This window comes from Bizionia sediminis (assembly GCF_042684585.1).
Classification (GTDB): Bacteria; Bacteroidota; Bacteroidia; order Flavobacteriales; family Flavobacteriaceae; genus Algorimicrobium; species Algorimicrobium sediminis.
The window spans coordinates 53,171-70,498 of the sequence record NZ_JBHULS010000001.1; the positions used below are offsets into that span (position 1 = coordinate 53,171).

The 17,328-nt window shown below is 38.5% G+C and carries 8 protein-coding genes; 3 read left to right on the forward strand and 5 right to left on the reverse strand.

Annotation, left to right across the window (positions count from 1 at the left end):
• Positions 1 to 60 precede the first annotated feature (60 nt).
• Together ACFSQP_RS00200 and secDF are read left to right on the forward strand one after the other, a co-directional pair.
• Entirely contained in the window at positions 61 to 723 is a 663-nt protein-coding gene (locus tag ACFSQP_RS00200) for a DUF4412 domain-containing protein (protein ID WP_376890909.1), read from the forward strand.
• 159 nt (positions 724 to 882) lie between these two features.
• Positions 883 to 3,852, forward strand: coding sequence for a protein translocase subunit SecDF (secDF, locus tag ACFSQP_RS00205; protein ID WP_376890910.1), 2,970 nt, complete (start codon positions 883 to 885; stop codon positions 3,850 to 3,852).
• Positions 3,853 to 4,180: 328 nt separating this feature from the next.
• Here the strand turns inward: secDF and ACFSQP_RS00210 are convergent, their stop codons facing one another.
• The 5 genes from ACFSQP_RS00210 to folE form a co-directional block, all read right to left on the reverse strand.
• Positions 4,181 to 4,675: a DUF192 domain-containing protein gene (locus tag ACFSQP_RS00210; protein WP_376890911.1), complete on the reverse strand. Its 495-nt coding sequence runs from the start codon at positions 4,673 to 4,675 to the stop codon at positions 4,181 to 4,183.
• A gap of 1 nt (position 4,676) precedes the next feature.
• Entirely contained in the window at positions 4,677 to 5,606 is a 930-nt protein-coding gene (gene lgt, locus ACFSQP_RS00215; RefSeq protein WP_376890913.1) for a prolipoprotein diacylglyceryl transferase, read from the reverse strand.
• A gap of 151 nt (positions 5,607 to 5,757) precedes the next feature.
• Complete coding sequence (gene yidD, locus ACFSQP_RS00220) at positions 5,758 to 5,994, reverse strand: membrane protein insertion efficiency factor YidD (protein ID WP_376892098.1); 237 nt, start codon at positions 5,992 to 5,994, stop codon at positions 5,758 to 5,760.
• A 97-nt stretch (positions 5,995 to 6,091) separates the two neighbouring features.
• Positions 6,092 to 7,570 carry a cysteine--tRNA ligase gene (gene cysS, locus ACFSQP_RS00225; RefSeq protein WP_376890914.1) on the reverse strand — a complete coding sequence of 493 codons (1,479 nt, stop codon included), beginning with the start codon at positions 7,568 to 7,570 and terminating at the stop codon, positions 6,092 to 6,094.
• Positions 7,571 to 7,951: 381 nt separating this feature from the next.
• Positions 7,952 to 8,629, reverse strand: a complete 678-nt coding sequence (folE, locus tag ACFSQP_RS00230) for a GTP cyclohydrolase I FolE (RefSeq protein ID WP_376890915.1) — start codon at positions 8,627 to 8,629, stop codon at positions 7,952 to 7,954.
• 206 nt (positions 8,630 to 8,835) lie between these two features.
• On the opposite strand from folE, the gene ACFSQP_RS00235 reads away from it, so the two are divergent.
• Positions 8,836 to 16,815, forward strand: coding sequence for a T9SS type B sorting domain-containing protein (locus ACFSQP_RS00235; RefSeq protein WP_376890917.1), 7,980 nt, complete (start codon positions 8,836 to 8,838; stop codon positions 16,813 to 16,815).
• Positions 16,816 to 17,328: the final 513 nt, after the last annotated feature.

Below are 17,328 nucleotides of genomic sequence, written 5' to 3' on the forward strand. Positions count from 1 at the left end.
TTTTGGCATGCTAGAGCAACAAATAGTAAAAGTAATAACCCAATAAAAAAAACAAGTTAAATGAAAAAACTAATTTTTGCTCTAGTATTAGCAGTAAGCTTTACCGGATTTGCACAAGACGTAATTGTAGAAGGTATTGTAAAATCCAAACAAACCATGACTAGCGATAACGAGCAAATGCAAGCCCAGCTTGCAATGGTAGGCGATGTCTTAACCACTACTTATTTTAAGGGTAATAAAACCCGTTCGGAAACATTCAACCTAATGTCTGGCAGTACCACTACGATTATAGATGGCGATACAAAAGATATGTTAATGTACATGGATAACCAAATGACAGGTAAGGTGTATGCTACCGAAAATATTACACCAACCGAAAAAGACCTGGAAGGCGTTCAGGTAACCAAGGGTACGGGTACGAAAACAATATTAGGATATACCTGCCAAGAGTACAACGTTACCATGGATAAAAATGGCGCTAAAGTTAACATGTCTGTGTATGTTACAGATAAAATTGAAGCTATGAATTCGCAGGTGGCGCAATTAGGGCAACAAATTGAAGGCTTCCCGTTATACATGAAAATGGATGTGGCACAAGCAGGTATGGCTTTAACCATAACAAACGAGGTAACCGAAGTTAAAAAAGCCGAAGTGGCCGATGATAAATTTATTATGAAGGCTCCAGAGGGTTACACAAAAACCGATAATTTAGGCGGCATGTAAGTTTCTTGATCGGGTAAAATCTAAAAAACAGCTTTTTAAGCTGTTTTTTTTTGTTTTCTAGCTATTAGAAACTAATCAAACCTTTTGTTAAATCATTATAGAAAACATATATTTGCTCGTTTTTAAAAATATCAACAATAAATTATAATTTAACACATAATGCAAAATAAAGGATTAGTAAAACTGTTTGCAATTTTGTTTGGACTGGTAAGTATTTACCAACTATCTTTCACTTTTAAGGCAAACAGTATCGATGAAGATGCTGTATTGTATGCAAATGGCGATGAGGTAAAAGAGCGAAAATATCTTGATTCCCTAGAAAACGAGGTGGTGTACAATTTGGGCGTAGCCAAGTATACCTACAATGAGGTAAAAGAAAACTCCATGAACCTCGGTTTGGATTTAAAGGGAGGCGTTAGTGTTATTCTTCAAGTGTCTGTAAAGGACATTTTAAAAGGGTTGGCTAATTATAGCAAAAACCCAGTTTTCAACCAAGCGTTGGATGATGCATCAGAAATTCAAAAAAACAGTCAAAACGACTATGTTACGGACTTCTTTATTGCATTCGATAAAATAAAAGGCGATACCAAATTAGCTTCACCAGAAATTTTTTACACCCGTGCATTGGATGGTGAAATTGAAGGGAGCATGACAGATGAGGAGGTAAAACCAATTATAGAGCGTAAAATTGACGAGTCTATTGTTTCTGCCTTTGAAGTATTACGTAAGCGTATTGATGAGTTTGGTGTAACCTCGCCAAGTATTCAGCGTTTAGGAAGCTCCGGACGTATTTTAGTAGAACTACCAGGTGTTAAGGATAAAGAACGTGCCATTCGTTTATTGCAAAGTACCGCGCAATTAGAATTTTGGGATGTTTACAAGCGCGACTTGTTCGGACAATTTTTGTTTGAAGCAAACAATGTGTTAAAAGAATTAGAAACACCTAAAACCGAAACGGTAGCGGAAGATACAGAACCGCAAGATTCTGAAGATGCTGCCATTGAAGATTTATTAGGTGCCGATCCAGACTCCACAGCTACAGAAATAAATCCGTTACGCGATTTATTATTCCAATCTCAAAATCCTGCAGCCATTGCTATGGTTAATTTAAAGGACAGAGAAACTGTACTTAATTATTTAAACATGCCACAGGTACGCTCCTTATTACCTGGTGAGCAACGTTTTACAAAATTCGCTTTTGGCAAACCAGCAAAAGATAGCGAAGTAGTAGATTTATATGCTTTAAAAGGGAACAGAGATAACGTACCCCAATTAAGTGGAGCGGTAGTTACAGACGCACGCCAGGAATATGACCCAATGGGGAAACCAACGGTATCCATGCAAATGAACTCTAAAGGGGCTAAAATCTGGGAAGAAATGACTGGAACAGCCTTTAATCAGGGGTCAAATATTGCTATCGTTTTAGATAATGTGGTGTATTCTGCACCAGGGGTTACAACAGGGGCCATTTCTGGTGGTAATTCATCTATTTCTGGTAATTTTACATTAAACGAAGCAACGGATTTAGCAAACGTATTACGTGCTGGTAAATTACCAGCTTCGGCCGATATTATTCAGGGTGAAGTTGTTGGGCCATCATTAGGTCAAGAAGCTATTGAAAGTGGTCAGAATTCATTCTTAATCGCACTTGCAGTGGTGCTTATTTGGATGTTTTTATACTATGGAAAAGCAGGTTTGTTTGCCGATTTAGCCATGATATTTAATATTGTTTTAATATTTGGCGTATTATCCGGTCTTGGTGCCGTACTAACCTTGCCAGGTATTGCAGGTATTGTATTAACCATTGGTATGTCCGTGGATGCTAACGTACTTATTTTTGAACGTGTGCGCGAAGAGCTGGCAAAAGGAAAAGACATGAAAGCCTCCATTAATGACGGTTTTGGAAATGCCTTATCTTCTATTTTAGATGCTAACATTACCACAGGTTTAACCGCTTTAATCTTATTTATATTTGGAACGGGCCCTATTAAAGGTTTTGCTACAACGTTAATTATAGGTATTGCAACTTCATTATTTACAGCCATTTTTATTACTAGGTTATTTGTAGACTGGTATGCAAACAAGAAAGGAAATTTAGATTTCTCTACTGCTATTACCAAAAACCTATTCAGAAACATAAATATTAACTTTCTTACCAAGCGTAAAGCAGCTTACATTATTTCAAGTGTAGCTATTGTGGTAAGTTTAGGATCGTTATTTACAAATGGTTTAGACCAAGGTGTGGATTTTGTGGGTGGTAGAACTTACCAAGTGCGTTTTGCCGAGCCTGTTAGCGCCAACGAAATTTCGGAAACTTTAGCAGATGCCTTCGGAAGTGCCGAAGCCAAAACGTTTGGTAGTTCAAACCAATTAAAAATTACAACCAAATATAAGGTTAACGAAACAGATAATGCGGTAGATGAAGAGATACGAAACACGTTGTTTACAGAATTACAACCGTATTTAAACGGATTAACGTATGAAGAGTTTATAGCGGACGACCAAGGGAAAACCACTGGTTTAATGAAATACTATAAAGTGAGTCCGACTATTGCAGACGATATTAAAAAATCGTCTATATGGGCCATTTTAGGGTCGTTAGTAGTGGTGTTTTTATACATCTTAATCCGATTTAAAAGATGGCAGTTTTCATTGGGAGCCGTTGCTGCGGTATTCCATGATGTGTTAATATTATTGGGTGTATTCTCTTTAACTTACAGATTTATGCCATTTAGTATGGAAATAGATCAGGCCTTTATTGCAGCCATTCTTACTGTAATTGGTTACTCCCTTAACGATACGGTGGTTGTGTTCGATAGGATTCGTGAGTTTTTCAACGAGCATCCATCTTGGGCTTTTAATAAAGTAATTAATGTGTCTTTAAGCAGCACTTTAAGTAGAACGTTAAATACCTCGTTAACAACATTGGTTGTGTTATTGTCCATCTTTATTTTTGGTGGCGATTCTATTCGCGGTTTTATGTTCGCTTTAATTGTAGGTGTTATTGTAGGTACCTATTCGTCCATGTTTATAGCAACACCGTTAATGTACGATGCTGTTAAAAAAGGCGATGCAGCCGATGCTTTAAAGAACAAACAACCTGAACCAGAGGAAGCTGAAATAGCTTAATCAGTTTAGTAACAGATACAATAAAGCCTTTTTGAATACCATCAAAAAGGCTTTTTTTATGGGCCATATTTTCGTCCTCTTGGCTTGTGAAAATCAAATATTGGAGATAAGATTAACAAGTAAAAAAATGCGCCAAAATTGTTACCTATAAAAAGACCTAACAGGTTTTTAAAACCTGCTAGGTCTGCTTAAAGGTGTTAAAAAGAAACCTGCAAAAAATTGAATAAACGTATCGCTGTTTTTTATGTAATACTCTGTAAAGGTTTGGTAATAAGTATTAAAATAGTGACAAAAAATTAAGCAGCTTTTAGCGTCGCAATTTTGGGTATTAATTGGTTTTAGAAAACGACATACTATCGCCAACTTTTAACTGCCATTTTTCAACTAATCCAGCATTTACTTCTAATACATATTTTGCTGGCGCATTAGAGGGTAAAGAACCTTCGTTAAAAGGTTGTGCATTTTCTTGAAAACTCACTACCCGTTTGGCTTCATTTAGGTAAATAATATCCAAGGGAAAGCGGGTGTTCTTCATGTAAAAGGATCGGGGTTGTTCATCTGGGAAAATAAATAACATACCTCGGTTGCTTAACATAGAGGGGCGGTACATAAGCCCCGTTTGGGTTTCAAATTCGTTGTCGGCAATTTCTATGTCTAATGTAACAATAACAGAATCAGTATTTTGTTTTAGAAGCTGTAGCGTGCCTTCTTTTGTAAAGGAAACCGCTACTTGTTTCGGTTTTTTAGGCGCTTCTTTACAGGTATATACGGTTGAAAAACAGCAGGCTAAAAGGAAAACTAATTTTAAATACCGGGTTGTCATATTACGTATTGCTAGATTTAGGTTTATATACAAACATAAAATACAAGCCAATAAGTATAAAAGGAATACTTAACATTTGCCCTGTATTTAAGCCCATTAAAGTAATGTACTCATCGCCTTGTGGTTCTTTTACAAACTCAACAAAAAAGCGAACTGTCCAAAGCAAAACTAAAAATAAACCAAATAAAAAGCCGCCCTGTTGCCCCTTGTTTGTTTTTTGGTACACAAACCAAAGAATTAGAAAAACAAAAATATAGCAAAAAGATTCGTAAAGTTGTGCTGGGTGTCTGTATGGCACGGCTTCGAGTAAGGTTTGAAACTGCGGATTATTGGTTACGGCTGCATACGCTTCTTTATAGTCCTTAATACCAGTGGCTTCTATAATTTGGCGTTTGCTATAATATTCCTGTATAAAACGAACGCCAAATGGCGATGTGGTTATTTTTCCTATAATTTCGGAGTTTATAAAGTTTCCAAAACGTATAAAAACGGCGCCTGCTGCAACAGAAATAACTACCCGATCTAAAATCCAAATAAGCGATTTATAGGTGTATTTTTTACGGTACAAATACATGCCTATAATAATACCAATGGCGGCACCATGACTGGCTAAACCCTGAAAACCTGTAAACTCCACACCATTCCTAAAACTGAATGGAAGAAACACACTAAAAAAGTCTTCGGTTATTAGTTCGGATTGATAAAAAATAACATGTCCAATTCTAGCACCCAACATGGTGGCTAATACGGTGTAAATAAATAAAGGATCTAGGTATTCTAAACTTACTTTTTCTTTTAAAAAAATACGTTTCATTATTTGGAAGCCTAATAAAAAGGCAACTATCCACATGACACTGTAAAAGTGAAGCTTAAAATTTCCGAAAATATCTATTCCAGTTACTGGATTCCAGTCAAATTGAAGTAATAACATAAGTTGTATTTAAGAGCGTAAATATATACAATCTGTGTTTGTATACAAAAGTATCCAATTTAATCTGCCTCTTATTTCCATCCTGAATTATAAACACAAACAGCCGTTAATTTGTTTGGTTTTTAGTACTTGCCTTTAGGAATGTGTATGCTTAGTGGCTGTCTTTTTTAGGAACGGGATCGTAACCGCTGCCTCCCCATGGGTGGCAACTAAAAATACGAATAAGCGCTAACTTGCCACCTTTAAAAAAACCGTGCACCTCTAAAGCTTCTTTAGCATAATGCGAACAGGTAGGTTGAAACCTACAAGACGGTGGGGTAAGCGGCGATATAAAAAGCTGATACACCTTAATGAGAAACAAAAATGGATATGTTAGTATTTTTTTAATCACAAAAATTCATGTGTGGTAATTGGTTGTTTTTTTGAAACAGTAGTTTAAGAAAACAGCACTAACAGGGTATTAATACCATACTTTTTATGGCCGGTTAATAACTAAAGGTTGTTCCTTCTCGGGAGTCTTTTAACTGTATGCCTAATAAAGCCAACTCGTCTCTAATTTGGTCTGAAAGCGCAAAATCCTTATTGGCTCGGGCTTCTTGGCGTAGTTTAATAAGCAATTCTACCGCGCCCGATAGTTTGGTAGAGGCCGTATCTGCTTTTTCCAATTCCTCCAAACCAAGTACATCAAAAACAAATGTGTTTAAGGTATTTTGAAGCAGTGCCAAATCGGATGCCGTTATGGTGGCATTACCTTCATTAATTTGGTTAATGTATTTTACAGCTTCAAATAGGTGCGCAATAAGTATGGGTGTATTAAAATCGTCGTTCATGGCTTGGTAACAAGCTTGTTGCCATTCCGAAATTTGAAAGGTAGAATTAGCGGCTGTAGGTAGTTTGGCTACTAGTTTTATAGCTTCCATAAGGCGCTTAAAACCTTTTTCGCTCGATTCTAAACCCGCATCGGTTAAATCCAAAACGCTTCTGTACGAGGCTTGCATCATAAAAAAGCGTACCACGCTAGGATTATAAGCTTTGGACATGATGTTGTTCTCGCCCGATAATAATTCGGCTGGATTTATATAATTACCAGTAGATTTGCTCATACGGGCACCATTAAGTTCTAACATGTTGGCATGCATCCAGTATTTTACTGGGGTTTGCCCTTTAGATGCCTGGTTTTGAGCTATTTCACATTCGTGGTGTGGAAATTTTAAATCCATACCACCACCATGAATATCAAAATAATCGCCTAAATATTTGGTGCTCATGGCGGTACATTCTAGATGCCAACCAGGAAAACCATCGCTCCATGGCGACGGCCAGCGCATAATATGGCTGGGTTCTGCTTTTTTCCAAAGTGCAAAATCCTGCGGATTCTTTTTATCGCTTTGGCCATCTAGCGCTCGGGTGTTATGAATAAGATCTTCAAGCTTACGTTTGCTTAAAATACCATATTCGTGTGTTTGGTTGTACTTATGAACATCAAAATATACCGAGCCGTTTACAACATAAGCCAAACCATTGTCTATAATGGATTGTATAAGTTCTATTTGTTCAATTATATGGCCTGTAGCGGTAGGCTCAATACTAGGAGGTAACAGGTTAAACGTGTTTAATACATTATGAAAATCAACTGTGTAACGTTGTACAATTTCCATAGGTTCTATGGCCTCCAAACGTGCTTTTTTTGTTATTTTATCCTCTCCGGAATCAGCGTCATTTTCCAAATGGCCGGCGTCTGTAATGTTGCGTACATAGCGTACCTTATACCCCAAATGTTTTAGATACCTAAAAACCATATCGAAAGACATAAAGGTGCGCACATTACCCAAGTGCACGTTGCTGTAAACCGTAGGCCCACAAACATACATGCCTACATAACCATCTGTAATAGGAGTAAAGGTTTCTTTGGTTCCTGATAACGAATTGTATACTTTTAATTCGTGTTGTTTGTATCGTTGCATGTTTTTTTGTTTGGTATTTAATGTAGCGTTGTAAAGTAAACTAAACTAATCTTCTGTTGGAACAGTTATTTTAAGCATTCAGAACATAATTTCTGAATGCATTAATTTTTATTGGTAATTAATTGTAGGTCTAATTTAATATTTTTAAAGGTATCTTCTAAAACGATATTTAATTCTTTTGAACTTATAAGTTGCTTTAATAATTCAAACGAAAACCATAGGCAATCGGCATAGCATGCCCTTTTTCGTTATTGGTTAAGCTGTACTATCTTCAATTTGAAGACAAAAAAACAGAACTGCGTTTCATTAAAGAGTTCAGGCCAAATGTGTCTTTTAAATACTAGTTATGCATTTTTACATCATAAAACGCTGTAACTAATATTAAAAGGCAGTATCCAATTTAATGTAATCTAGAAATTCACGTCGGGTGCCGGCTTCTTTAAATTTGCCACCAAATTCTGCTGTAATTGTACTACTTTCTGTATCGCGAATACCTCTGGAATTAACACATAAGTGTTTTGCATCAATTACGCAGGCAACATCCTCTGTATTTAAAACTTTTTGCAGTTCCTTAACAACTTGTATGGTTAACCGCTCTTGTACTTGTGGGCGCTTGGCAAAAAAATCGACAATACGATTCATTTTGGATAACCCCACAACAGACCCGTTAGAAATATAGGCCACATGCGCTTTGCCAACAATGGGCAATAGGTGGTGCTCGCAGGTGGAGTACACAGTTATGTTTTTTTCAACCAGCATTTCACCGTACTTATATTTGTTGCTAAAGGTAGAGGCACTTGGTTTTTTATCGGGATTAAGACCGCCAAAAATTTCGTTAACAAACATTTTAGCAACTCTGTTTGGGGTACCTTTTAAACTATCGTCTGTTAAATCTAGTCCCAATGTGTCCATTATATGACGCACATCTTCCTTTATTAAATTAATTTTTTCTTCGTTACTTAAAACAAAAGCATCATCACGCAAAGGAGTATCAGCCGACGTTCCTACATGTTCCTCGCCAATGGTATCAAAATCAGCTGTGTTATCGTTAATTTTCATTATTTTAAAAATAAATAGGTTTGCAATTTGCAAAGATAGGAAATTCCAATTTTTAGTTAAGGCTATTAACAAACAATTAATTTCCTTTCAAAATGTAATTGGTTTCCTTAATTTTTTCTTAATTTACACCACAAAATATTAATAGTCTAATAAACTTATATAACAGGATTACTCATACCTATTATATATAGTACAGTTAAATTCTTATGAAAAAGATAATTACTTTAGTTTGTTTGTTGTTGGTTAGTGCAACCTATGCGCAGCTTATAGCCATTGATGACGTGGTTGTTGGTCGTGCTGATAATCCGGCGGCTGCCTCATCAACAGGGAATCGTATTTTCTTAAACGATTATTTTAATGGAACCGCTATAACGTTCGGTACCTTTGGAAACTTTACTATTACTGAAACCGTGCCAGATCCGTCTGGTTTTGTTACATTAAACCCTTTAGGTTTTGTTACGGTAGGTGCCAATACGCCGCAAGGTATTTATTATATTACCTACCAGATTTGTGAAAACGCTAATCCAACTAATTGTGATACTGCAGTTATTGAAATACGCGTTTTCCCAAGTACTATTAGTTCTGGTTCTGGATCTTCTGAAATGTCTATTTCGGCAAGCTCTGGTAATGTTAATTGTGGGGGAGATGTTTGTATTACAGATCCGTTTTGTTTGGACTTAAACACCGGTACAATTCCGCCGCTTACGTTATCTGCCGATTTTCAAGAAATAGGTGAATCCAACAGCTACATGGTAAATGCCATTCCGTTTAATCCACCGTTTTCATTTGGCGATACGGCAACAGGTACCTCATTAACAACAGATGATATATGGAGCGGTGTAATTAATTTTGCTTTTGATTTTGAGTTTTTTCAACAAAATTATTCCAACTGTGTGTTATCCACTAATGGTGCTATTAGTTTTGATACTTCCAACGCAAATACATTTCATTTTTGGACTCCAGCTGCTGGTGCTTTAATTCCTAACAATACAGATGGCGCTTTAGGCGATGGAAACATTTTTGGAGCCGTTCATGATATGAACCCGGCCACTTCAGGAGCTTTAGGTACGGATTATAATATAACCTATAGTATTAAAGGGGAAGCGCCATTTAGAGTGTTTGTTTTTAGTTTCTTTAATGTGTCGCATTTTAGTAGTCCTTGTACGCCACTTAAAACATCACAAATGATTATGTTCTATGAAACAACCAATGTAGTTGAAACCTATATTTTTCAAAAACCTGTTTGTAGTTCATGGGCTGGTGGCCGCGCAGCCATTGGCATCCAAAACCCGGCAGGAACGGTTGGTTACGCTCCCCCAGGTAGAAATACAGGGGTTTGGGATATTCCCTTTACGGCACCAGAGGCTTGGCAATTTGTACCAAATGGTACAACTATAACAAGTTTTCAATGGATAGCCGAAGACGGCACAATTTTAGGAACAGATCCTACGGCATTAGTGGTTACACCCAGTCAAACTACCACTTATGTAGCACAAGTAACTTATACCGATGCCTTGACAGGTGTCGAATATATTGCCTTTCGTCCAATTACAGTAGTCGTGCAGCCAACTCCCGTTGTAACCGTTACAGCTAGTGCTGATGTTTGTGATTCAGGCGATGCTATTTTTACCATTACAGGTTCAGAAAACGATGTAGTGGAATACAATATTAACGGCGGCCCAACGCAAACAGTAACTTTAGATCCTACTGGTATCGAGGTTATAACGCTTTCGGGTATTACGACCACGCAAACTATAAACTTAATATCTACCGATAATTTAAATTCAGTATGTGGCGGTCCTGTTAATCTATCTGCTACGGTAACGGTAAATAACACACCTGTAATTGATGATCCTGCAGACATAACTGTTTGTAACGAATATATTTTACCGGCATTAACAACTGGAGGCGATTATTATACAGCCCCAGGCGGTCCAGGTGGTACCGGTACGTTATTAACAGCCGGCAGTGTTATTACAAGTACACAAACATTATACGTGTATGCCGAAACAGCCACAACGCCTAACTGTGCTGCTGAAAATAGTTTTGTAGTAACTATAGATAGCTGTTCGTTAGCAGTTTCAGCTGCTGCCGATACACCAACTATTTGTAGTGCTGCCGGTCTAGATGTTACACTTACAGCAACACCTTCTCCAGCTTTACCAATAGGAACATACAGTTATAGTTGGACAGTTCAGGGCGACGCTACTGTTTTAGGAACGAATGCCACTTTGGTGTTATCGCCACCACCAGCAACCACAACAACTTACGAAGTTACACTTACAGATAGTGGTTTAACGCCTCCGAACGATGTGGTTACAAATACTGTAACAGTTACCGTAAATAATACCCCTATTGCAGACGCCCCTACCAATGTAACAGCATGCGACAGCTATACGCTACCGCCTTTAACAAGTGGTAATTACTTTACGGCTACAAATGGCGGCGGTACGCAACTTAACCCTGGCCAAGTTATAACAACAACACAAACAATTTATGTTTATGCCGAAACGGCAACCACCCCTAATTGTACAGACGAAAATAGTTTTGTTGTGACTATAAATGATACCCCAGTACTTAACCCTGTTTCAAATGTTACAGCTTGCGATAGCTATACGCTACCGGTATTAACGGCAGGTGCCTATTATACAGCATCAGGCGGTACAGGAACCCAGTTAAATGCCGGCGATACAATAGCAACGTCGCAAACTATTTATGTTTACGCAGAAACAGGTACATTGCCAAACTGTTCTTCCGAATTAAGTTTTAATGTTACCATTAATACAACTCCACTTGTAGACGCCCCAACTGATGTGACGGTTTGTAACGAATATACCTTGCCAGCTTTAACTAATGGCACGTATTACACGGGTCCAGGTGGTTCTGGTACAGTCTTAAATGCGGGTAGTATAATAACCAGTACACAAACCATTTACGTGTATGTCGAAACAGGTACCGTACCTAATTGTTTCGCTGAAAATAGTTTTTTAGTAACAGTTAATACTTGTACCATATCGGTATCAGCTGCTGCAGACACACCAACAATTTGTAGTACAACAGGTGCAGATGTAACCCTAACGGCTACACCAACACCAGCTACAGCTTTTGGTAATTTTAGCTATAGTTGGACAGTGCAAGGTAATCCTACAGTTTTAGGAACCAACCCTACATTAGTATTATCGCCACCACCAGCAGTAACAATTACTTACGAAGTAACATTGGTAGACGACGGTTTGTCCGCGCCTTTTGATACCGCAACAAGCACAATTACGGTGGTTGTAAATAATACACCGGTAGTCAATGCGCCGGCCAATGTTACCGTATGCGACAGTTATACGCTACCGGCTTTAACAAGTGGTAATTATTTTTCTGGACCTAACGGAACAGGCTCGGCTTATAGCGCTGGGGACATTATAACTACTACGCAAACTATTTATGTATACGGCGAAACGGCAACGACACCTAACTGTACGGACGAAAATAGCTTTTTGGTAACCGTAAACGACACCCCGGTGGTAGATGCTCCGGCTAATGTAACTGCCTGCGACTCCTATGTATTACCTGCCTTAACAGCAGGTGCCTATTACACAGCACCAGGTGGTACTGGAACCCAGTTAAATGCGGGCAATGTAATAACAACTTCGCAAACTATTTATGTTTATGCAGAAACAGGAACAACACCTAATTGTTTTGCTGAAAATAGTTTTGATGTTACCATTAATACAACCCCTGTGGTTGATGCGCCTTTGGATGTAACAATTTGTGATAGCTATACATTACCAGCCTTAACAAGTGGCACATATTACACAGGTCCAAATGGAACTGGTGCTATCTTAAACGCAGGAGAGGTTATAACTTCCAGCCAAACCATTTATGTTTACGAAGAAACAGGCACGCTACCTAATTGTTTCGATGAAAATAGTTTTATAGTTACTATTAATGTCACGCCAACAGTAGATACCCCGGCCAATGTTTCTGCCTGTGATAGTTACAGCTTACCAGCGTTAACTGTAGGAGACTACTACACGGGTCCAGGAGGTACAGGAACCCAATTAAGTGCAGGCACTACAATTACAACGACGCAAACCTTATATGTTTATGCCGAAACCGGTTCAACTCCTAACTGTACAGATGAAAGTAGTTTTGTAGTAACCATAAATAATACGCCTCCTGTAGATGCCCCATTAGATGTTACAGAGTGCGTAAGCTATGCCTTGCCAGCTCTAACCAATGGTACATATTACACAGGTCCAAATGGAACGGGTACAGTTTTAAATGCAGGTGAAGTTATTACGACTACACAAACCATTTATGTATACGCCGAAAATGCAACCGATACAAGCTGTTCAGACGAAAATAGTTTTGTGGTAACTATAAATCCGCTACCAACCTTTGTAGCACCCGATCCGTTATTTGCTTGCGATGATAACGTGCCAGACGGTATGACTGTCATGGATTTAACAACAACAGTTAATCAAATTACGGGTAATAACCCAAACTATGTGGTAACATTCCACAACTCACCAGCCGACGCTATTGCTGGTACACCAGAAGTATCACCATCTGCAAGCGCCTATATGGGTACGGATGGCGAGGTAATTTCAGTTAGAATTGAAGACGCTACAACCGGTTGTTTCGATATTACAACATTAACACTGTCTGTAGTGAGTGCACCGGCAGCCAATACGCCTTCAGATTTACATTACTGCGATCCAGACAACGACGGTTTAGGAACTTTCGATTTATCTGGAGTAGCTGCCGAAGTAACTACAGATCCATCTCTAGAAGTAACCTTTCACCTTACACTACAAAATGCCATAGATGACGTTTTACCACTAGGTACAACCTTATCTAACTTACTAGGGCAAATTATTTATGTTCGTGTGGATTACGCAGGAGTTACTACAGATTGCCCTACAATTGTAGAATTACAGCTTATTGTAGACCCAACACCGGTTATTGAAGAGAATCCAGATCCTATAACGCTTTGTGATGATGCCGTTGCTGACGGATTAACCGAATTCGATTTAACGGTTAGAAATCTTGATATTTTGAATGGTTTAAACCCAGCCGATTTTACAGTAACTTATTATGCAGATCCTGCCGATGCGGATGTTGGTCCAACAGCACCTTCATATATAGCTACTCCGGGTGCTTTTACCAATACAATTCCAAATCTGCATACAGTAGGTGTGCGTGTAGAAAATAACACAACTAACTGTTATACGGCTACCACACTGGATTTAATTGTAAACCCATTACCAGTTCCAGAAACAACGCCAGACGCTTTAGTTTTAAGTATTTGCGACGATACAATTGATAACGACGGTTATGCGGTATTCAATTTAACGGTTCAGGATGCTATTATTACGGGTGGTAATACCAATTGGTCTGTAAGTTATTTTGAAACAGCTGCGGATATTCCAGCAAATCCAATTCCTGATTTTACGGCCTATACAAATACATCTATTGGCGGGCTACCTCATAATCCGCAAACAATATTTGTATTGGTTACTAATGGCACTACAGGTTGTACCAATACATCTACCTTAACATTGGAAGTGTCCAACGTACCAACACCTACCCCAACAGCTAATATTACGCCGCTAGCGGAGTGTGATGTGGATAACGATGGCTATGCTATTTTCGATTTACAACAAGCCACGTTAGAAATAGATAACGGTGAAGGTAATAATATTACGTATCATGGTACTTACGAAAATGCATTCGATGGCGTTAACCAATTGCCAGATATGTACGAAAACAACGATCAAAACACGGATATTGTGTATGTTCGTGCAGAAAATCCAACAACAGGTTGCTTTACAATTGTAGAACTCACTTTAATTGTACAACCAACACCAGAGGTACCATTGGCAATAGATCCGTATGCAACATGCGACGATGATTATGATGGTATTGCAAGTTTCGATTTAACAACTATGGATGCCACCATTTATGGCACACAAAATCCAGCCGATTATGTGTTAACATACCATGAGTCCTTAGCAAATGCTGAAGCTACACCGGGTATTAACCCTATTGTACAACCACAATTGTCTAATTATGTCTCGGCAAACCGTACTATATATGTACGCTTAGAAGGCGCCAATGGTTGTATAACGGTGGGGCAATTCGATTTAATAGTGAATTTACCACCTACCATCGCATCCGAAAACGGCTTGTTCCAAATTTGTGATGATAGTATTAATAACGACGGTTTTGCAAGTTTCGACCTAACAACAAGAGATGATATTATTACCGGGTTCGACGCCACCTTAACTGTGGACTATTACGAAACATTAGCTGATATTGCTGCCGGAACGCCAATACCAGATTACACAAATTACACCAACACGTCTATAAATGGCCTGCCGCATAACCCACAAACAATTTTTGTAACTGTTACAGAAACGTCTAGTGGTATAAGCTGTTCAGCTATAACAACGTTAACGTTAGTAGTTAATACGCTACCTACGCCTAACGATAATTTAAGTGATTTGGAGCTCTGCGATGATAACAATCCAGGCGATTTACAAGAGCTGTTTGATTTAACGGTAAACGAACCAGCAATGCTAAATGCATTCGATGAAACGGTAACATACCACACAACTCCTGCCGATGCAGAGTCTGGTAATAACCCGATACCAGATCCAACAGCATATCAAAATACCAGTTCTCCGCAAACTATTTATGCGCGAGTAACAAAAACTGGCGATCCTGCAAACCCAGCCGATATGGGTACTGGTTGCCATACAGTGGTAACATTTAATATAATTGTAAACCCATTGCCAGCTACACCAGATAGTCTAGAGGACATTATAGCCTGCGATGTGCCATTTGATAATGTATTTACTTTCGATTTAACGCAAAGAAATTTAGATGTTCTTGGCGGTCAAAGTGCTACAGGTTTTCAAGTTACTTATTACACGTCTTTAGCAGCTGCAGAGGCGGGTACAGGTAGTATTGCTAACCCAAGCGCTTTTACAAACACGGTTAATCCGCAGGAGATTTTTGTAAACATCAGAAATACAACCACGGGCTGCGATGTTGTTACGCAAAGCTTCTTTGTAATTGTACAAGAAGGGGCTACAGCAAACCCAGACAACAATCCACTGGAGTATGCCCTTTGCGATGACAATATGGAGTTTGATGGCAATCCAACAAACGATTCAGTAGGCTTCGATTTAGCATCTCAAAATGCAAATGTCCTGGATGGGCAAAATCCTGCAAACTTTACAGTGTCCTACTACACCAGTCAAACAGATGCCGACCTAGCTATAAACGCTATCGATTTAAGCGTGCCTTTTGAAAATACCGTGAACCCACAAGTTATTTACGTACGCGTGGATAATGATACCACGCCAGAGGATATTTGTTACGATACCACGACGATGACTTTAATAGTGGATCCAATTCCAGCCTTTACGTTAGCAGATTCGTATACGTTGTGTGTTAATACAAATGGTTCCGAAGTAGTAAGTAGTCCTATTTTAGATACCAATCTAGATCCAAGCTTGTACACCTTCGAGTGGACCGAAGCTTCTAATCCTACTACTATAATTGGCACCGATGCAAGCTACGAAGCCACTGCTGGTGGTACTTACTCTGTGTTAGTAACCGACGTAAATAACTTCTGCTTTAGCTTCTTATCTACTACGGTAATTGTAAGTTCGCCTCCAGTGCTGGAAGCAAACGTAACAACTTTAGCCTTTGCAGATAATCATGTTATTGAGGCCTCGGCTAGTGGTGATGGCTCGTCTGTTTTCGAATTCAGTATCGATAACGGGCCTTGGGTATCAAATAGTCCAAATAACAATACGTATACCTTTACCAATGTATCTATTGGATCGCATATTATCAAAGCTCGCGATATTAATGGATGTGGTGAAACCAGTGTAGAAGTTTTCGTGTTAGATTATCCGTTGTTCTTTACACCTAATGGCGATGGTGATAACGATACATGGCAAATTGCTGGTGTAGAGCACCTACAGAATGTTAAAATTTATATTTACGATAGATTTGGTAAACTATTAAAACAGTTAAATCCAAATGGTCCAGGATGGGATGGTACTTACAATGGTGAGCAGATGCCAACAAGCGACTATTGGTTTACTATAGATTACCAAGAATCGGCCGCCGAAGGGATGAAACAATTTAAAGCTCACTTTACCTTGAAGCGCTAAACCAACTTAAATACTAACCAACCTTAGAAAGACCGAACGCTTATAGAAATATAAGGTTTGGTCTTTTTTTTTGGTAAAGGTTATATGAATATTTTAAATATGTAAAGCTAATTTTACCATTTGTTAAGGCTACCTTTATAGGCATTTACACACTACAAACTTTCAGAACTGTTTCCCTTATTTATGTGTTAATAAAGCAGCTTGTAAACCTAAAATACAAGCATTTTCTGGAGCATGGCCATGTGGTTAATTTTACAGGATATAAACGGTGTATAAAATGACGTAGATGCACCAAAGGTAAGGTAAGCGAAGAGCTCTAACTTTACCGGTATTGGGCTATTTAGCTGTGCACTTGTAATTAGGTAATAGATAGAATAAAAGGCAGATGTGGGTAATATAGGTAACCAGTTGTAAACGCGCCGTTTTTTTACTTTTTTAAGTGGCACCCAACTTATGATTATAAAAAAACCCGAAACGTAAAGTTCGGGTTTCTGTTAAAATTCAGGCAAATTG